The sequence below is a fragment of the Pantoea sp. SGAir0180 genome, assembly GCF_043546245.1.
Map to the genome: position 1 here is coordinate 472,639 of NZ_CP028071.1, position 17,265 is coordinate 489,903.

31 protein-coding genes are annotated in these 17,265 nt (G+C 50.8%); 18 read left to right on the forward strand and 13 right to left on the reverse strand.

What is annotated here, in order from left to right; genetic code table 11:
* Window positions 1-428 precede the first annotated feature (428 nt).
* From C1N58_RS02280 to C1N58_RS02340, 13 genes are all read right to left on the reverse strand, one after another.
* On the reverse strand, window positions 429-710 hold the full coding sequence (locus tag C1N58_RS02280; RefSeq protein WP_110957193.1) for a hypothetical protein: 282 nt from the start codon (window positions 708-710) through the stop codon (window positions 429-431).
* A gap of 185 nt (window positions 711-895) precedes the next feature.
* Window positions 896-1,138, reverse strand: coding sequence for a helix-turn-helix domain-containing protein (locus C1N58_RS02285; RefSeq protein WP_394564531.1), 243 nt, complete (start codon window positions 1,136-1,138; stop codon window positions 896-898).
* Entirely contained in the window at window positions 1,135-1,971 is an 837-nt protein-coding gene (locus tag C1N58_RS02290) for a DNA adenine methylase (protein WP_394564532.1), read from the reverse strand. The genes C1N58_RS02285 and C1N58_RS02290 overlap by 4 nt, the downstream gene beginning before the upstream one ends.
* A complete protein-coding gene (locus tag C1N58_RS02295; protein WP_394551354.1) occupies window positions 1,961-2,320 on the reverse strand; it encodes a hypothetical protein in 360 nt (119 codons plus the stop codon). The genes C1N58_RS02290 and C1N58_RS02295 overlap by 11 nt, the downstream gene beginning before the upstream one ends.
* A complete protein-coding gene (locus C1N58_RS02300; protein ID WP_394564533.1) occupies window positions 2,320-2,769 on the reverse strand; it encodes a hypothetical protein in 450 nt (149 codons plus the stop codon). Before C1N58_RS02300 ends, C1N58_RS02295 begins: the two co-directional genes overlap by 1 nt.
* On the reverse strand, window positions 2,769-3,302 hold the full coding sequence (locus C1N58_RS02305; RefSeq protein WP_394551358.1) for an HD family hydrolase: 534 nt from the start codon (window positions 3,300-3,302) through the stop codon (window positions 2,769-2,771). Before C1N58_RS02305 ends, C1N58_RS02300 begins: the two co-directional genes overlap by 1 nt.
* A gap of 84 nt (window positions 3,303-3,386) precedes the next feature.
* The gene (locus C1N58_RS02310) at window positions 3,387-4,085 is read right to left on the reverse strand and encodes a hypothetical protein (protein ID WP_394551360.1); all 699 of its coding nucleotides are present in this window, start codon (window positions 4,083-4,085) and stop codon (window positions 3,387-3,389) included.
* Window positions 4,085-4,750 carry an ATP-binding protein gene (locus tag C1N58_RS02315; protein WP_394551362.1) on the reverse strand — a complete coding sequence of 222 codons (666 nt, stop codon included), beginning with the start codon at window positions 4,748-4,750 and terminating at the stop codon, window positions 4,085-4,087. Before C1N58_RS02315 ends, C1N58_RS02310 begins: the two co-directional genes overlap by 1 nt.
* A gap of 1 nt (window position 4,751) precedes the next feature.
* Window positions 4,752-5,420: an exodeoxyribonuclease X gene (gene exoX / locus C1N58_RS02320; RefSeq protein WP_394551364.1), complete on the reverse strand. Its 669-nt coding sequence runs from the start codon at window positions 5,418-5,420 to the stop codon at window positions 4,752-4,754.
* Window positions 5,389-5,598, reverse strand: a complete 210-nt coding sequence (locus tag C1N58_RS02325; RefSeq protein WP_128392019.1) for a hypothetical protein — start codon at window positions 5,596-5,598, stop codon at window positions 5,389-5,391. The genes exoX and C1N58_RS02325 overlap by 32 nt, the downstream gene beginning before the upstream one ends.
* Window positions 5,595-5,723 carry a hypothetical protein gene (locus C1N58_RS02330; protein ID WP_257793782.1) on the reverse strand — a complete coding sequence of 43 codons (129 nt, stop codon included), beginning with the start codon at window positions 5,721-5,723 and terminating at the stop codon, window positions 5,595-5,597. The genes C1N58_RS02325 and C1N58_RS02330 overlap by 4 nt, the downstream gene beginning before the upstream one ends.
* A complete protein-coding gene (locus C1N58_RS02335) occupies window positions 5,720-6,124 on the reverse strand; it encodes a hypothetical protein (protein ID WP_394551367.1) in 405 nt (134 codons plus the stop codon). The genes C1N58_RS02330 and C1N58_RS02335 overlap by 4 nt, the downstream gene beginning before the upstream one ends.
* Before the next feature lie 793 nt (window positions 6,125-6,917).
* On the reverse strand, window positions 6,918-7,604 hold the full coding sequence (locus C1N58_RS02340; protein ID WP_110957205.1) for a LexA family protein: 687 nt from the start codon (window positions 7,602-7,604) through the stop codon (window positions 6,918-6,920).
* A gap of 97 nt (window positions 7,605-7,701) precedes the next feature.
* Here C1N58_RS02340 and C1N58_RS02345 point away from each other — a divergent pair, with 97 nt between their 5' ends.
* From C1N58_RS02345 to C1N58_RS02430, 18 genes are all read left to right on the forward strand, one after another.
* Window positions 7,702-7,932: a transcriptional regulator gene (locus C1N58_RS02345; RefSeq protein ID WP_028715519.1), complete on the forward strand. Its 231-nt coding sequence runs from the start codon at window positions 7,702-7,704 to the stop codon at window positions 7,930-7,932.
* 28 nt (window positions 7,933-7,960) lie between these two features.
* Entirely contained in the window at window positions 7,961-8,284 is a 324-nt protein-coding gene (locus C1N58_RS02350; protein ID WP_394551370.1) for a hypothetical protein, read from the forward strand.
* Window positions 8,277-8,462, forward strand: a complete 186-nt coding sequence (locus tag C1N58_RS02355; RefSeq protein ID WP_394551372.1) for a DUF4222 domain-containing protein — start codon at window positions 8,277-8,279, stop codon at window positions 8,460-8,462. The genes C1N58_RS02350 and C1N58_RS02355 overlap by 8 nt, the downstream gene beginning before the upstream one ends.
* Before the next feature lie 55 nt (window positions 8,463-8,517).
* Window positions 8,518-8,670 (forward strand): hypothetical protein, encoded by a 153-nt coding sequence (locus C1N58_RS02360; RefSeq protein WP_264272045.1) that lies wholly within the window; start codon window positions 8,518-8,520, stop codon window positions 8,668-8,670.
* Window positions 8,663-9,727 (forward strand): replication protein, encoded by a 1,065-nt coding sequence (locus tag C1N58_RS02365; RefSeq protein ID WP_394564534.1) that lies wholly within the window; start codon window positions 8,663-8,665, stop codon window positions 9,725-9,727. The genes C1N58_RS02360 and C1N58_RS02365 overlap by 8 nt, the downstream gene beginning before the upstream one ends.
* Window positions 9,720-11,132: a replicative DNA helicase gene (locus tag C1N58_RS02370; protein WP_089517263.1), complete on the forward strand. Its 1,413-nt coding sequence runs from the start codon at window positions 9,720-9,722 to the stop codon at window positions 11,130-11,132. The genes C1N58_RS02365 and C1N58_RS02370 overlap by 8 nt, the downstream gene beginning before the upstream one ends.
* Window positions 11,132-11,488: a RusA family crossover junction endodeoxyribonuclease gene (locus C1N58_RS02375; protein WP_041456118.1), complete on the forward strand. Its 357-nt coding sequence runs from the start codon at window positions 11,132-11,134 to the stop codon at window positions 11,486-11,488. Before C1N58_RS02370 ends, C1N58_RS02375 begins: the two co-directional genes overlap by 1 nt.
* Before the next feature lie 38 nt (window positions 11,489-11,526).
* Entirely contained in the window at window positions 11,527-12,378 is an 852-nt protein-coding gene (locus C1N58_RS02380) for an antitermination protein Q (protein WP_193553033.1), read from the forward strand.
* A gap of 180 nt (window positions 12,379-12,558) precedes the next feature.
* On the forward strand, window positions 12,559-13,119 hold the full coding sequence (locus tag C1N58_RS02385; protein ID WP_394564535.1) for a motility associated factor glycosyltransferase family protein: 561 nt from the start codon (window positions 12,559-12,561) through the stop codon (window positions 13,117-13,119).
* On the forward strand, window positions 13,100-13,966 hold the full coding sequence (locus tag C1N58_RS02390; protein ID WP_227008715.1) for a hypothetical protein: 867 nt from the start codon (window positions 13,100-13,102) through the stop codon (window positions 13,964-13,966). The genes C1N58_RS02385 and C1N58_RS02390 overlap by 20 nt, the downstream gene beginning before the upstream one ends.
* Window positions 13,941-14,558, forward strand: a complete 618-nt coding sequence (locus tag C1N58_RS02395; RefSeq protein ID WP_227008716.1) for a methyltransferase domain-containing protein — start codon at window positions 13,941-13,943, stop codon at window positions 14,556-14,558. The genes C1N58_RS02390 and C1N58_RS02395 overlap by 26 nt, the downstream gene beginning before the upstream one ends.
* Window positions 14,559-14,699: 141 nt before the next feature.
* Window positions 14,700-15,053 (forward strand): class II holin family protein, encoded by a 354-nt coding sequence (locus C1N58_RS02400; RefSeq protein WP_089517265.1) that lies wholly within the window; start codon window positions 14,700-14,702, stop codon window positions 15,051-15,053.
* Complete coding sequence (locus C1N58_RS02405; protein ID WP_089517266.1) at window positions 15,053-15,541, forward strand: lysozyme; 489 nt, start codon at window positions 15,053-15,055, stop codon at window positions 15,539-15,541. The genes C1N58_RS02400 and C1N58_RS02405 overlap by 1 nt, the downstream gene beginning before the upstream one ends.
* Complete coding sequence (locus tag C1N58_RS02410; RefSeq protein ID WP_394551348.1) at window positions 15,538-15,939, forward strand: DUF2570 domain-containing protein; 402 nt, start codon at window positions 15,538-15,540, stop codon at window positions 15,937-15,939. Before C1N58_RS02405 ends, C1N58_RS02410 begins: the two co-directional genes overlap by 4 nt.
* A 146-nt stretch (window positions 15,940-16,085) precedes the next feature.
* Entirely contained in the window at window positions 16,086-16,343 is a 258-nt protein-coding gene (locus C1N58_RS02415) for a hypothetical protein (protein ID WP_089517267.1), read from the forward strand.
* 53 nt (window positions 16,344-16,396) lie between these two features.
* Window positions 16,397-16,576, forward strand: a complete 180-nt coding sequence (locus C1N58_RS02420; protein ID WP_089517268.1) for a hypothetical protein — start codon at window positions 16,397-16,399, stop codon at window positions 16,574-16,576.
* Between the two features lie 103 nt (window positions 16,577-16,679).
* A complete protein-coding gene (locus C1N58_RS02425; RefSeq protein WP_089517269.1) occupies window positions 16,680-16,949 on the forward strand; it encodes a hypothetical protein in 270 nt (89 codons plus the stop codon).
* Between the two features lie 81 nt (window positions 16,950-17,030).
* The gene (locus C1N58_RS02430) at window positions 17,031-17,210 is read left to right on the forward strand and encodes a hypothetical protein (RefSeq protein ID WP_157982872.1); all 180 of its coding nucleotides are present in this window, start codon (window positions 17,031-17,033) and stop codon (window positions 17,208-17,210) included.
* The last annotated feature ends 55 nt before the right edge of the window (window positions 17,211-17,265 follow it).

Here is a 17,265-nt window from a genome sequence, read left to right on the forward strand (position 1 = left end):
CTGGTAGTAAGAACAAAAATCCACTACATGTGGGCATTCGGCGGGAGTTTCGGTTTCGTTTACTACGTCGCAGCCACCTTCATGAAGGCAAATACAGTTCAGGCAACTGAGACGATTTTCAAAGCAGTTTTTTGCCATCTGGTAGCCATTGCACCGGCCACCACTAAAGCGATGCGGGAAATCATAGGCGGAACAGCAGCAGGTGACCTGCCGGCCCTCCAGTAGGCTTTCCCTGGGATAACTGAGTTTCCATTGACTCACCTCACTGGAGATAAAGCTCAAGGCAAAACATAGCGATGAGCAGCATGATCCAGACGACTCCACTAACGGCGACGTCGTATACAGGTTTGTGGTGCGCGTAATGCGCCAGGAGTTTCGATTTCATTTGTGAGGGACATTAAAAAACCGCTTTCGCGGTTTGGGATGAATCAGGTGCTTTTCCAGCCTGGCAGAAGCCTTTCTGAGTTTCTTTGCTCTTCGAGAAAATGCTCATGAGCAAAATTGAAGGCTTCATTTTCAGAGCTAAACAAGCGGTCGCTAAGGGGGTGCCAGTCACGTTCCTTAATAGCCCGACATAATGCCTTCCAGCCGCCCTCGACAGGTTTAATCATGTAGCCAGGAATATAGAGATATTCCTTGTTAAGATCCGGCCCAGATTCCCCAGGTTCAAGGAGATAAAAGGTTATGCCACCATTGGCAAATCGACGCATACCAGCCACCAAATTACTGTTTATTTATACAGTAATTTAGCGTCTGACCTCCGCACATTCAAGCTGAGAAATCGGCTCTCGTTTAAGCAGTTGTTCTTTAACGTGTTCACATGCGGCCAAGGTCGGAAAGATGTCTTCGCTTACAGGGACGGGCAGTACAGAGGAAATGATAAGGACGAAGCCGATCAACATGGCGATTCCTTATTTTCTGGCGGCTTTACATAGCCCGCTCTCACCAGTTCCACCAGCGACACGCCCAGCGCATCAGCATATTTTTCACAGGTCGCGATGCTGGGCGAGTCACGGTTTATGTTTTGGTAAACTGCGCGCTGTTTGTCACCACAGTTGACCGCCAACTGATGGACAGAAAGGCCGTTTTTGCGGCAGAGTTTTCGCACTGCCAGGTTTAGCGAAAATTTCTCAGTCATGCTGCGCACTCCTTTTTCTGTTGAGCAGCTGGATTAAGCCACAGGCATTCAATTCTTTTCACTGACCCTGAATGACCATTTGCTGTAGTGGAGCGGCTTACGCGTTTCCAGCTCGAGAGTAGGTCGTTATAAATTTCGCTGTCATAGCCGCAAAGTATTACTTTGCCACTCAGTGATTTAAGGAAGGAAAGCAATTTGATGTGTTCACTACTTGTTAATTCAAAACGGTAGGCACTATTTTTGGCGACGTTCACACGCGTTTCATGCATATAGGGTGGATCTACAAAATGCAAAGTGCTTTCAGTGTCATGATCTCTCATGCATTGAATTGCATCACGGTTTTCAACGAGCACACCTGAGAAACGGCTTGCTACGGCAACGAGGTTATCTGGTTGCCTTGCAAAGATAGCCTGAGCGGTAGCGCTATTCCGTTTTGTATCCAGTCTAAAACCTGTAGAGCCTTTTGTTGCTCCTGCGCTGCCAAAGCCCATCGCAGCGCGGACTATAGTTCGCCTGGCTCTTTCTACAGGATCCTCTGACGGTTGATATGCGTTATAAAATTCTTCACGTGAATAGGGCGTAAGCGCGCATGCCTCAATAAGCTTTAAGCTTTTGCTGGAATCACGAAGGACTCTGAAAAGATTGACTATTTCACCATCAAGATCATTATAAACCTCTGCTTCACTAGGTTCTTTTTTCAACAGAACCGACGCAGCGCCGCCAAAGGGTTCAACATAACAACGATGGGACGGAAAGTGACTGGTTATCCATGACGCTAAGCGAAATTTACCGCCGTGATAACGGATAACAGGATGTTTTATTTTATCCATCATAATCATCACCGTTATCTAATGGGCAATGTCGGCCGGAATGCTCGGGCTCGTTATCACGAATTTGCGGACATTGGCGGTGATAACATTCACCATCTTTTCCAGCCGCACAGTGTTCCAGTGGTGCATCCTGAACCTGAATGGCTTTTGCCACGCGCGCCTCTTCTACTGACACAAGCCGAATTTCCACTGGATGAACGGGGCCGGCCTTAAGTTGACCGCCGTCTAAAGTGCTCAACTGTGCAGCAATCAGATTGGCTTCAAACTCGCTCAGCTTACGCATGTAGCCCTGACCTGTAGCGGCATCAGTGAAAACAAATGCAGCATTAGATAGTTGTATTGTTTTAGCCATTACCATCCCCCCCAGCTATATTCGGAAGCAACTGGCCCAGGGGATTCACTGGCAAGAAATTGGGGATCTCCCGGCGCGCTTAGCACCTTTCCATCCTGAATGTATCCGGCGATGCTCAGCCCTTTCAGGCACATTTCGACTGTTTCGGCAGTAAGGCGAAGTCGGTTTAGCTGGTAGGTTTTGCGGTAAACGAATGCCCGCATCGCTTCCTCTTTCGACAGGTGATAACCAGAACGAGCGGCATGTTTAAGGCAGCGTTTAACCTGCTTGTCGCCTGGTTTACTGCGATACGTTCTCATCTGCTCTATCGACATCTGAGGCAGGTCCCAGGTGTGCCAGAAGGTTTTTTCCGTCTCGCGTATTATCACGTTTTCCCAAAGCATGACGACAGGGCGTCCCTGGCTATCGTTGCCCTCAACGTAGCGATAGCAAAATTTTTTCTCTTCCATTATTCACCGTCCTTAACTTTCAAATCGTTGTAACGTTGAAGGAAAAGCACACGTGCCTGGCGCGGGTTGAGCGGGGCGATAATGAATGTGGTATTTGCCTCAACACCATCCAGCATGGGCCAACGCTTGCCATCGTCTAAATCAAGGTCGCGGCGTTCGGTCGCGAGCATGACCAGATCCGCATTCTTGACCGGGGCGCTTATTGCGTGGGGTAAGCCGAATTTATCCGCTATGGCTTCCTCAACCGACTTGATCATGAGGCGGTAATCAGGCAGCAATTGCTTAAGCTGCGAATTAATGTCGCTGCAGTATGCCTCGGCGGCATCGTGCAACAGGGCTTCGAGCGCGAACTCTGGCTCTACCAGATAGCTGACGTGAACGGAGTGCTGCGCCACGCTGTAAAAGTCCTGCACATGACCGGTGAAGCGGCAGATGTTGGAAAGGGCGCAGGCGATGTCTTCAATGCAGATAGCATCCGCTGTCACATTGGTGTAATCGAAATGCTTGCCTGACTGAGTGGTTATCCATGACATAGTAAAATCTCATAAAAAAACCGCCTCAGATGCAGGCGGTTATGGTGAACGGCAATCAAAATTAAGGTTGTTTTTTGTACATCATCAGAACGGGATATCGTCGTCGAAATCAGGTGGAGGATTGCTATTATTACGAGGACCTCCACCAGCAGCCTGAGCTAATCGTGACTGTGGCTGTTGAGGTTGACCCCATCCATTGTTAACACCGCCACCTAACATTGAGCCCGGACCACTGTGCGTTTGCTGCGGCTGGCGTTCGTCTTTGTCAGTCAGTGAGGCAACGAGTTTATCCACCACCTCAGCGGGTAGGTTTTCTGTCGCTTCTTTATATGTTTTGCGGGTTTGTGGTCCAAAGGCCTGGCGAATTTCGAAGCGGTAACCGTCTTTTCCGTCCTGTTTGGTATAGAGAACTTTTTGCAGAACAAATCCGATGGGTTTGCCTTCCAGATCCTTGCAGTGATATTCGACTTCATTTTTGTCGTTACGGACTTCTGTAGCGTGTAGGGCTTTTGTTTTGGTCAGGCCCATAATCGCCTGAATCATTGCGTTCCCGCTGCGTAAGGGATTGCCGTCACGACCAACATAAGAAACACGCAGAAAGTTGATAGTGCCAACATCAGAATCAAGGGAAAACTCCATGGACTCTGATTTCGATTCGGCGTCTCGCGCCTGGGTAAAAATGGCTGATTTGATGGTACCAGCGTAAGCGCCACCCTCAGATGCGCCAGAAGGTCCGGCCGTCTTGGCTGATTCAGGATCGAATGTGAAAATTGGTTGCTGCATTATGCGGTTACTCCGTCATTAAGTTCGTAATAGTCCCGGATCGCCGTATCAACAGCGTTCAGGTCGTTATCAATCTGGAATTGGTCGAACAGGCCGATCGGGGATTTAACCGGGTCTGTGCCGTCTGACTGGGTGGTAAAGTAATAGCGACCGTCAGACACGCCAGTGCGCAGGGCAATACTGAACATCCCCTCAACCGTGATTTTCTCGTCCAGCATTTTGCCGATGGTCTTCATCTTGATTCGGCCGGCTGGTGTCTCTTCCGTGTGAGCGAGGAAATAAACAATCAGATCGTCTTCCGCTGCCTGCGCCGCCCGGATCACGTCCCATGCGCCGCCCCCAATCTCTGTGAACTTCTCGAACGACTTTTCACTGCGGCGCCGCATGAACTGGTTACCCATCACATACTGAAAATCGTCAACCACAACGAATTTCTTACCGGCGCGGCGGGCGTGGGTGATGATCAGCACAATGTCGCCAGGCACATCAGTAAAAAACACGTTGCCGGTTTTGGCGGTGAAATCGCGAGGTTTCCAGCCAGAGGATTTAAACGGGAGACGTTTGTTTTCCGGGTTAACGAGAAAGCCATCATCAGGTTTCAGGTGCATCAGGCTGGCAGACTTGCCTGAACCGGAATCACCCAGGATAAGAACCGGAATGCCCATATCAGCCCTCCAGGTAATGTTGCATGGTAAATTTCTGGTCTTCATCCAGATCCATATTTGCCAGCGCCCAGCGAAGATAACCCTGGTCCTGTCCGGCAATCTCTTCGAAGGTTTTGCCCTTATGCTTGCCAAAGCGCATCGTGTGAAGCAGGGAAGGCCGCGCAGATATGTCGCGCATCTGGGCTATCGTCAGGCGCGCGTCACGGTTCAGACGTAGCAGAAGCGCCGCTGTAACGTAACAGTCGTACAGCGCCCGGTGCGCGTGAAGGTTTTCAGGCACATCAACATCGAGCATGAAGTGATAACGCAAATACTGGTTGGAATGGCTTTCCAGCTCTGGATAAAGCTTGCGGGCCAGTTTGAGCGTGCAGATCCACGGCGCGGTTATCTGTGGCAGCTTTGGCCGGTCAAACGCGGCGTTGTGCGCCACGTAAACGTCGGCACCCAGATAACGATCAATTACATCGCTAAGTGGCGGGGCATCGGCAACCATCGCCTCAGTGATGTGATGCACTGCCATGGCGCCAACGGTAATCGGCTCGGGCGGCTTAACAAAATCGCTCATAGGGTTACACAGTTTGCCGCCAACGATGTCGATACTGGCCAGTTCACACACGCCACCTTCAAAGCTGGTAGTTTCAGTGTCGATCACGCGAATGATGGTGGACATTCAAAGCTCCTGATTTAGCGTCCGCGTTTGCTTCACGCTGGGCCAGCTGGTGGGCCAGCATTTCCAGATCTGCCGGACTGATTTGATTTTGCTCGCACAGCGCCAGGATGGTACTCAGCGCCAGCGAACGCATTGCCTCATTAAGGGCGAATTCAGTGGGGATGGTTGTCACTGTCATAGCAGGCACATTCCCGCCACCACACACAATGCGATAAGCAGCGGCGTCAGCCAGTGGCGCGGCTTTGGATGGAAATCAGCGCCCGTCAGGCGATGTTTGAACTGCAGGCGATCTACAGGGCTCATGAGATACGTCTCCTTGGTTTGCCCTGGCGCGCTGCCGGGACGCGGATTGTTTGCTGGTAAAGGTTTGCGCAGCCTTTGTCGCTGCAGAATGAACGGACCTCGCTGCGGTTCCAGAATCTGATAGCAACTTGCTTTATGTCCGTGGGGTGCCGGAACCGGGCGCAGTATTCGCACAGTTCCGATTCGATAAATTCCGTGCCTGACTCGAGTAACAGCCATTCGAAATGGCGTTCCCGCTGGCCGTTCTCATCGATGTAATAAACAAAGGTTTCATCCTCACCCTTATAATTCGGTTCGATTGTGCAGCCGTCGAAAACGACAACGAGGGCACCGATACGGATCGGCGTTCCCTCGGGCAGTTCGCTGATGCGCTGCCGGGTCAGTTTTGGGATGAAATTCATGGATACCTCGGAGCGCTGAAAAGCAGTCAAAAAAATGCCCCCGAGGCGGGGGCCAAAGACTACACAGCAATGTGGGGTTGTGGCGCCAGGTGCTGATCTTCTGGTTGTCTCGAAGGACTGCAATTCACCACAACGGGGAGAGCGCTACCTTTGACCACCTTACGCCGCATACCCGTAACGCTGCCTTTGCGACCTAACTACCACGCCGCCAGGGGAGGTTACACAGGTGCTGACACGCATATCCGGTGTAGCGCTCTTTCCGTTGTGTGCTGGCCCCATCCTCCAGCTTCAAGCCCGCGTTTACTTTTAAGTCCAACTGAACTGCTGCGGGATTCCGGACTTTGCCCTGGTGAGGCGAAAAACTTACTGACCAGTTCGTTTTGATGTTGCGCCTGCTATTTTACGCAGATCAAAAAAACTGATGAAGATTTGCGCTTTGCACACTACATCCCGCCAGTGTTGCCCGTTCGCCGCCTTCACTTTCGCGCGGGGGTAGCCTTCTCACCGACCGGATCGCGCCCGGTGATACGCCGCATTTATGCGTTGGGGTCTAAACAAGGTTCGTGTGCTGTTTCGACTTTGCGGATTGTTAAAGAGCAGAACAGCTGTCTGCGATGGGCTGCGTCTTGCTGTGCAATAAACGTTACCCCAAGGTAATCCACCTGTCTATACCCAAAGGTAAACAATTTAGGCGAAAAAGTTTACCTGATTGAAATTTCAGGTAATTTAATTTTTTGACTTGAGAGAGTTCAGATATAAAAAAACCCGCTTGAAGCGGGTTAGATTTGATGGCTTACGGTATTTTTTGCCACTTCACATCGATCACAGTGCCGATAATGGTGCAATTTCCGTCAATTTCAGTAATGGGGTATTGGGGATTAAGGGGCTTAAGGAACTTACGACCGGCATCCTCGATATACATTTTGAAGGTTGCCTCATTGTCATTCGTTAACTTGGCGACAACCAGTTTACCGCTTTTTGCTTCTTTGCTGGGATCCACCAAAATAATCATGCCTTCTGGCACGGTGAATCCAACCGGGGAAGTCATTGAATCACCACGAACCGTGAGCCAGAAAGATTGAGGACCAGCATTGATAGTTGTTTCTGGCCACTCGTCAATTTCATGTAATTTGTAGGGCTCTATAGCTTCTAGCCATTGCCCTGCGCTTACCCAGCTGATCAACGGGAATCCTTTCGTTTCTTTGTGTTTCTGTGCGAACTGGACATTTCCATGGCCATCATCAGAAATGCCATCCATCCAGCCACGCGGTAAAGAAAAAGCTTTTTCGATGACTTCAACCATATCATCCGCGATTCGCTTTTTACCTTTTTTACCATCTTCATAAAGCATGCGCGAGACGTAAGAAGGTTCTCTTTCGATTTTGCGAGCAACATCCACAGCTTTTCCGCCGCAGAACTCATCTCGAATCTGTATTAGGCGCTGACGCCTTTTCTCGTATTTGTCCATGTCCGACATCATAAATTTATTTACCCTGTGGTAAATGGCCTGCGGGTATTGCTTAAAGCGTTACCTGTGGGTAAACTCCATCAGATTAAAGGTAAACAGGAACCATGAGATGGAAGAGTTACGGATCTACCTAAACGCCCTATCTCTCAGTGAGCAACGCACTTTTGCGGATACGTGCGGAACAACCATTGGTTATTTGCGTAAAGCGTTGAGCAAAAACCATGAGCTTGGACCGGCGCTGTGCGTGCTCATTGAAAAAGCCAGTGATGGAAAAGTTACACGTAAAAACCTCCATCCTACTGACTGGGAAAGCATCTGGCCTGAATTAAAAGCGGCTTAATTTCAACAATTACGAGGGAAGAAAGTAAATGGAATCAACTGCAATTTCGAGCAATTCGGTACGTGTTAACTGTAAGCCGGAAACGCTGGAGAGCTTTTTTCACCGTGAGGCAATCACTCAAGGTAATAAGGCCCTGGCGCTCGATATGGGGATTCATCCTTCTGGTCTCAGTCGTCAGAAGATCCGCATCTGTCAACTGGCATGCCGAATGATTCACCAGCTGGGTTTGCCAGAGGGATGTATTGCGGCGCCGGGGTGTGAGCAAAACGTGATTCTGACAGGTGAAGAGGCGCGAACGCTCTTATCGATGCTTGAGAACATTCGTTTGAAAGAGGGGGGCGCTGGTGGATGAAAGGTTTGTTGAAACCGACAAGCGCTTTCAGGACAAGCGCGGCATTGTCGTGCGCATCATCAGTTACGACAGGCAGGAACGCAGGGTCATCTTCATGCGGCCTGATTACGAACATCTGTGCTGTGTGCCGAAATGGTACTTCGAGAAGTATTTCATTGAGGTGGGAAAGAGCGACTGAACAGCGCGAACTGTCCAGTCGTGTACAGCGTTGCTTTTGGGAAGCGAGGTTAATTATGCGACAAAAACGCCGTAAGCCGCAACAGGAAACTACTGTACATAAAGACATGGCGCGGGATGAACTCGCACGCCAGTATTCACCTGATGCCTGTCGGCTGCTACGTCAGGCACTGGAGCAGGCGAAGCGGGAGAGGTCCGGCCATGAGTAATACCGCAGAAATAATCCAATTTAGCGCCCGTCCGGGGCGTGAGGAGCAGCGCGTGGCCGATACCGAAGATGGCTTCATGCGTGTCGCTAATGAGCTTACCGATCAGCTGTTACTGGCTGATCTTACTGCTCGTCAGTTAAAAATCATGCTGGCCGTGATGCGTAAAACCTATGGTTTCAACAAGTCCATGGACCGGATTACCAATACCCAGATCGCTACAATGACGGGCATTCACCATACACACGTATGCTCTTCTAAGCGTCAGCTTATCGAGCGTGGATTTTTAGTCCAGGGTGGCTCGAAAGTGGGCATCAACAAGTATGTCTCAATGTGGGATATGAAGAAGATTAGCCAAAACAGCGAATGTTTAGCTGACTCAGCTAATAAAAGTTTAGCCGAAACAGCTAATACCCATTCGCTAAAACAGCTAAACACAAAAGACAATATTCAAAAGACAATAAATACAGATCCCCCTAAAGCCCCCAAGGGGGAATTTTCGGAGGAAGTTTTATCACAGGCAAAACAGGTCCTGGAGTATTACAACGAGGTCACAGGCACCACCTGCCGCTCTGCAGAAGCTTTTGCCGTTTTACTTACTGAACGTCCGTCCCGCGAAGCCTACACCGTTGATGACCTAAAGCTGGTGGTGCGCTGGGTCGCGGAGACGTGGAAACGCCGTAACGGTACGGTCGCCAAGCCCGCGAACATCTGCCGTGTGAACCGCTTTGACGGCTATCTGGCTGATGCCACCCAGTGGGATGAAAATCAGGTTGAAGTTGACTGCGATGCCGTGATCGATGCGTACAACGATTTAGCGGCCGGCCGTCTGATGTATGCCGAAATTGACGAAGACAGAGTGAAGGCTATCCGCCGTCTGGCGACACACTTCCCACGTGAAAAATCGGCAAACGAGTGTTTCCGCAATTATTTCAGCGCTTTTTTCAATGAGGCCCGCGCATCCTATTTCGGCAAAAGCAACAGCGGCTGGCATGCAAACTTCGACTGGCTGATGAAGCCTGACACGTTACTGATGATTCGGAGGGGCAACCATGTCTGATCTGTATCTCGAAGCCAGCGTGCTGGGTTGTCTGCTTCATTCCGGTTTGACGCCTGATGCCTACGATGTCCTGGCTACCGTCGAGCCAGCAGCATTCACGAACCCGTTTTACTCAAAGCTGTATACCGAGATTAAGCGCCAGGCGACGCAGAAAAAAATGATTGATGCGCTGCTGGTGGCTGAGGCCATGGGCAATGAAAACGGTATTTTTGCTGATGTGATGGAAACCATGAAGATGGTGCCCAGCGCGGCGAACATGAAAGGCTATGCAAAAAGCCTCAATGAAAAATACATGGTCCGGGGCTTTATCAGTCTCATGGAAAGCCATTACGAGAAGATCACCAGCGCCTACAACCATGATACCGCGATGGAAGGTATTCAGGACTTCACGCGCCAGCTGATGAACATCAGTCGGCCAGATGAAGAAGTGCTGCCGGTCCGCGCCAGTGAACTGCTTAACGGGTATATGGACACGCTGGAAAAACGCGTGGCCGGTGATGAAGAGTCGAACACCATCAAAACGGGCATTGATGATCTGGACGAAATCACAGGTGGTTTAAACGACACCGACCTGATCGTTATCGCTGCCCGCCCGGGCATGGGTAAAACCGAGCTGGCATTGAAAATCGCCGAGGGCATAGCCCAGCGCACTGTTTCTCTCGGTACTGAGCGGGTGCAGCGCGGCGTTCTGATTTTTAGCATGGAAATGCAGGCAGGCCAGATCATCGAGCGCCAGCTGGCGAATGCGTCCAACGTTTCAGTTTCCAAACTGCGCAAAGCCAGCCACCTTGACGATGAGGACTGGGGCCGGATCTCCATGGGGCTGGCTGAGCTTGCGAATCTCGATGTCTGGGTTGTCGATGCAACAAACCTCAGCATTGAACAAATCAGAGCGGTGGCCACACGTCATAAAAATCGTTATCCGGGTCTGTCGCTTATCCTGGCTGACTATCTGGGGCTCATCAAAAAGCCATCGGCAGAACGTAATGACCTGGCGATCGGTGAGATAACACGCGGCCTCAAAACCATGGCGATGGAGCTTAACACGCCCGTTATCTGCCTCAGCCAGCTGTCGCGCGAAGTTGAAAAGCGCCCGAACAAACGCCCTTTAAATGCCGATCTGCGTGACAGTGGCAGCATTGAGCAGGACGCAGACGGCATCTGGTTCATTTATCGCGATGGTGCCTATAACCCGGACAGCCCGGCCGCGCACCTGGCTGAAATCATTATCGGTAAAAACCGTCATGGCCCACAGGGTGGCGTGGTTTATCAGGAATTCCGAAACGGCCATTTCCGTGGAACAGATCAGGCAATAGCGGCGCAGCTTGCCCGCGAGAGACCGGCGCACGCTGGCCGGGATAAATCATCACGCAACGGTAATGAATCAACGGGGAGACTATTTTGATCAAAATTTATGACATCACGCCATTGGGCAAGCCCCGTCAGACTCAACGTGACCGCTGGGCAAAACGGCCGGCTGTCCTCCGGTACCGGGCATTTTGCGATGAGGTGCGCTTAAACCAAATCAAGTTGCCTGACAGCGGTTGTCACATCACGTTTGTATTGCCCATGCCCGACAGCTGGAGCAAAAAGAAGCGTGCGCAGTTCAGCGGCCAGCCCCACCAGCAAAGGCCCGATGTCGATAACCTGCACAAAGCGTTGATGGACGCCGTGTTTGAAGAAGACAGCGCCGTATGGGATGCACGTATTACAAAAATCTGGGGAGAAAAAGGGCAGATAAGGATCGAGAGCATTGCCTGAAATTATAAACGCAGCAAAATTCAGTAAGGAGAATCACCTTGAACCTTGAAAGCACGATAAAGTTTTTCGCACCAAAATCACCTATGTTCAGCGATTCTCCACGGGCAACGGCCAGTGACAGCCTGGATATTTCGGATGTGATGGCATCCTTCGGACTGACTGGCGCGCAGGCTCGTTTCGGATTTGAATTATTCCTGTCCAAGCATGGCATCACGTCCAGTGATCGCGCCGTAGAAATGTTAACTGAATTCGGTCTGAGTAAGGCGGGGCTTTTCCGGGCAGTCGCCGAACTCGATGAGAATATTAAACGCGAATTTGTGCAATTGCTCGCAACGTTTGCCTACATGGACTATTCGCGCAGCGCGGCAAGTACACGCCCCTGCACCTGCTGCGGTGGTACCGGGTTTATCGACGCGGAGGTATTCACCACTAAATCACACATGCCTTTTCCGGCGCGGGAGTTGGTGAAAGCCTCAGTACGTATGGGCGTCGAAGGCTTCGTACCGTCCAGTTATGAAAAAGTCAGAGAGGTAAGAGAGATTCAGCGTGTCCGTTGCGGCACCTGTGAAGGGAAGGGCATGATCAGCAATGCGTGTCGCTGTCATGGTAAGGGTAAGGTGCTGGACATTGAGCAGAGCGAGATTCAGGGCGTACCTGTCATGAAAACCTGCACGAAATGCACCGGCCGCGGCTATGCGCGCCTGCCTGCTGAAACTGTGCGCCGTGCTGTTGGGTATGCCGTTATGGCAGTGAGCCAGCCAACGTGGTCACGCAATTTCAAACCTTTCTATGAAGCGCTCATTACCCAGTGCCACAAGGAAGAGTCCATAGCGGGGGATATGCTACAGCGTGTGACCGGAAACAGTGAAATCAGGAATATGAAGCAATAAGATTTATCTCATGTATTGACGGCGTGAATAAAATGGACCATTATCACGCCAATGATGGGATTTCTCCGCGCTGTTCATCAGCGGGAAAAAACCGGACAGTTGCAAGTTGTGGATTAACTGAAAGCGCCCGCGGCCTTACCAGCCAGCGGGCGTTTTTGCTTTAAAGGCTTGTGAGGTGGCATGAAACAGATTGCTGTTTGTGCCTCCGGGCCATCGCTCACCAGAGAAGACTGCGCACTAATCAGTGACGCAGGAATTCCCCTGATTACAGTGAACTCCAGCTGGAGCGCCGCGCCTCAGTGCCGGTACATCTACGCCGGGGATCTGGACTGGTGGGATAAATATCACGCACAGATTTCATCTGCCGCAGAGCGCTGGACCTGTAACGAGCGGGCTGCTTCGCGTTATGGTTTGCGGCTTTTCGATACAGACACGTCTGGTACATTCAATTCCGGCCAGCGCGCCATTCTGTTTGCCATGCACCTCGGCGCTGAAAACATCATTTTGCTCGGCTATGACTGCTCGGTGACAAACGGGCTGCACTGGCACGGGGCGCACGACGGTATAAGCAATCCGACACCAGATAATGTCCGGCGCTGGCATAGCGAATTTGCGCGCATTGCAGATTCACACCCCCGCGCCCGGATAGTGAACTGCAGCAGACAAACCAGCCTCACCTGTTTCACCAGGGCGTCGCTTGAGGACGTAATCAGGGAAATTCATGAAACCAATATTCATTGATGGCATGCAGGGGCTGGGAGATTCGATTTATCAGCGTGCTTTTGTGAAGCAGTTGCCGCCCGGATCGTTCATCAAAACCGCGTGGCCGGAAATTTATCAGGATTTGCCAGTATTCACTGTGCGCAGTGAGACAACACTTCGTACACAGCGTAAGAACGAAGACAGTTCACGGGCTGACTGGCAGACGTTGCCCGACAGTTACGACACGCGCCGCATATTCTACGGGCCCGCTGAGCTTGAGCGCGGTTCTATCATCGATGCCATGCGCGAGCGTTTTCATACTGAGCCAGGTCAGTTCGATTTGCCATCGTTCCACGCTGGTCAGCATTACAGCGATAAGCCGGTTGCAGTCATCCGGCCCGCTACAGTGCGCAGTGAATGGCGTAGCGACTCCCGTAATCCGGATCCTGATTACCTTGTCCAGGCGTCCCGCATCCTGCGTCGTCACTTTTTCGTTATCAGTGTTGCGGATCTGGAAGAGGGAAAAGAGTGGCTGGTGGGTGAGAAGCCCGAAGCAGATTTGTATCTGCACAGCGGCGAACTGAATCTGTGCAGCCTGCTTTCACTGGTGGAAAGTGCCGCGGTCGTCGTCACGCCAGTTGGCTGGGCGCTGCCCGCTGCTATCTGTTACCAGACGCCTGTTTTTGTTGTGGCTGGTGGGCGGGGTGCGCATAACGCGCCTGATGTCGTGACTGACCACACAATGAATCTTCAAAACGTTGGCTGGGCGATTCCTGACAATTACTGCCGCTGCCATCAGTGGGACCATCAATGCGATAAGCGCATTACCGGATTCAGCAACAAATTTGAGGCCTGGCTGAATGAGAGAGTTTTATCAGAGAGTTGATAGCGAACTGGTGTTCTTTCCCGAGCTGGGGATAGGTCGCTATCCGGTACCGTACGAACGTCCTTATAACGTGGATTACTTCGAGCGCTATAAGAGAATGGCAGACACCGAAACCGGGCGCCTGCTCACACTGTCACGCATCGAGTTGATTGCGCGCCATTACCATGGACCTGTCCTTGATGTAGGGATTGGCGCTGGACAGTTTGTTGCCTCGCGTGCAATGACGTTCGGCTATGACGTCAACCCCGCTGGCGTGGAATGGCTGAAAGAGAAAGGGCTCTACCGGGATTTATATAAAACATCCTGTCCCGCGATCAGTATGTGGGATGTGCTCGAACATATCGACGATCCGGAAGCAGCAGTAGCCAGAGCCGGTAAATTCGTATTTGTGTCTATCCCGATTTTCCGTGACAGCGCGGACATCCTCCGCTCTCATCACTTCCGTAAAGATGAACATATCTGGTACTTCACCGACGAAGGTTTGCGTAACTGGTTCAGTAAGCAGGGCTTTGAATGCGTGGAACACAATCAGATGGAATGTGACCTGGGCCGCAAGGGCATTGGGACTTACGCATTTAAGCGCATCAACTAAATCCGCATTGCGGATCCTCACCATTGGCTACCCAGCGGCGGCAGGAAGCTTTTTCACTCGACATGTAAAAAGCTAACCGGGCTTGTCCAGTTCAGAAAGTAGACAATTCCTAATTGGATAAGTCCCCGTCTGGGGGTGGATATGAAAATTATGCCTGACAAAATTGCATCAGGGGTTACCTACTGCGCGTCGGGTGGCCTGGTCTGTAACGGCCTATTCAACTGGTATGACTGGGTTTATCACCTGGACTGGAATTTTATCGGTCTGGTCAGTGGCGTGATGCTCGGTATAGCGACCTTCGTCGTGAACGCTTATTACAAGCGCAAAGAGAGCAACCGTGAAGAGATGGCCAGAAAGTTCGAGGCAGAGCAGGAGAGTTTGCGCACTGCGGCGATCCAGAGTTATTTGAACCGCTCACCCTCGCATGACGAGGACAAAGCGCCCGAAGTAGTCGATACAGTCAATAAGGCTTTGAAGCTGGCGGAGAAAGCATAATGGCTATTTCACCTGCTTTACGTAAAAGCCTCATCACAGCAGCTGGTGGCGGTGCGTTGGCCATCGCGGCTGTTCTGGTTCCAGGTCTCGAAGGCAATTCTTACACGCCATACCGTGACGTCGGCGGCGTCTGGACTGTATGCAACGGCATAACCGGCCCGGACGTGATTCAGGGGAAAACATATACCCAAAAAGAGTGCGACGCGCTTCTGCAAAAGCACCTGCAGCCCTATGCCCGGTCGGTGGAAAGGTCCGTAAAGGTGCCGTCGAATGCATATCAGAAAGCCGCACTTATCAGTTTTAGCTATAACGTCGGCATTAATGCATTCGAGCACTCATCGGTACTGCGCAATCTTAATGCCGGTCGCTATCAGCAAGCCTGTGATGGCCTTCGCAGCTGGGTATATGTTGACCGCGTGAGGATTCAGGGGCTGGCGAACCGCCGTGACGTTGAGCGGGAGATCTGCAACTGGAGCATGAACCCATGACCTGGTTAATTATTAACTGGCGCGTTGTGCTGGCGTTCCTGCTGGTGGTGTTGATAGCGGCTTTATTACTTGCTGCTGCCCACTACCGTGATTCAACACTCAGAGTGGAGCAACAGCGCGATGCGGCAATCCAGCAGACAAAATCAGCCGAGGCTGTCACCAAAAATGTTATCTCTGCCGTTCGACTGTTTAACGATATTGCAGCCTCAACGCAGGGACAGAAACAGCAGGCCAACACCGACAGCGAAAACCGAATTGTTGTTATCCGTAAGGCGGTGGAGACAGACAAATGCGCTGCTCTGCCTGTTCCTGCTACCGCTGCTAACGAGCTGCGCACGCACAGAAACCAGATTCGTTCAGGTTCCACCAGTCCCGATCCCGGTAGAATTAACCGCTGATTGTCCGGTACCGGAAATTCCCGATCCACTTACGTGGGGTAGCAGCCTGGAATTAAACGAAAGGCTGTTAACCGTGCTGGGAAACTGCAACAAGGACAAGGCCAGCATCCGCAAAATCGAATTATCCCGACAAGGTAAATAGCCTCATGTTCACTACTACCGCACTTATTACGTGGGCGCTGATTGCGTTCGTCACTGGGTTTGCCGTTGGCTGGCTGGTGGGCCTGTTCCGCTGGAAAAACAGCCCTGTTAAAGCTGAGGCCGAATCAACAGCCATTCGTGACGGGTGGCAGGATGTTGAGCAACGTTTTCAGGCTCAGATTGACGAACTGAAAAGCAAACTGGCTGAGCAGGCCATCGCTCAGCCGCAGGAGGCGCAGAGTGAAGCGCCAAAAAAGATTTAAACGATGCCCTGTTTCGTTCCAACGGGGAGCAAACCAATAGCGAGGAAATAAAGATGCCAGATGATGTAATTGAAGATAACGGCTCATCAACAGTGGTGCCAGCCCCTGTAACTGTATCGACCGATAAAACAGATGCAGTGCTTGCCAAGGTGAAAGAACTGCTGAAAGTGGCAGGCCATGACGTTGAGTCTGTATTCGACGATGTTGTTGCACTGGCTAAAAAGCTGGCGTAATCATCACAAGGCGCATTCACGAGTGCGCCTGATGATGATTAATTCTACTTCACTATTAACATTGTTGGGGCTAATGTATGAGTTGAAAAACATGGGAGGTTAAATGCAAAACATACAGTCAGCAACATTGACAAAAACTTTGAAGTACATCTCAAAAAATGGCATTCAATTCAAGTATGAAATATACCAAAGTAGTGACGGTATGTGCTTGTTTGCAATGGTTTATAGGCTATTCGAATTAATAGAAGGCTCTGAAACTTGGGTATGGGCAATGCTTGATGAAGAGGTCGTCTTACGTACCGATGGCCAGCATCCTGACTTTGCAGCGCAGGATTCACGTAAACATTTCCAAGACAATTATGCAAGTGAGTAGTTTACTAATTACTCCTTGACTTACTTTTTACTATGCATTTTTGTTGATATTTCATGGCACATTAATTTGGGTAGAAATGAAATGACTAGTGACTATTCAGTTGAGCTTTATTCTGTAGGTGAAGAACATATTTATCGCGGTGTTGCGGAAATAAAAGAGGTGGGCACATCGTTGTACATCTATGGGCCTTCAAATAGCTTACGGGCTGTCCTCGATAAAAACGATATTAAAAATTTGCGCCCTATTCGTGACAATGAATAACGAATTGCAATTTGCATGCTTCTAACAAACCGCCTTAGGGCGGTTTTTTATTGCA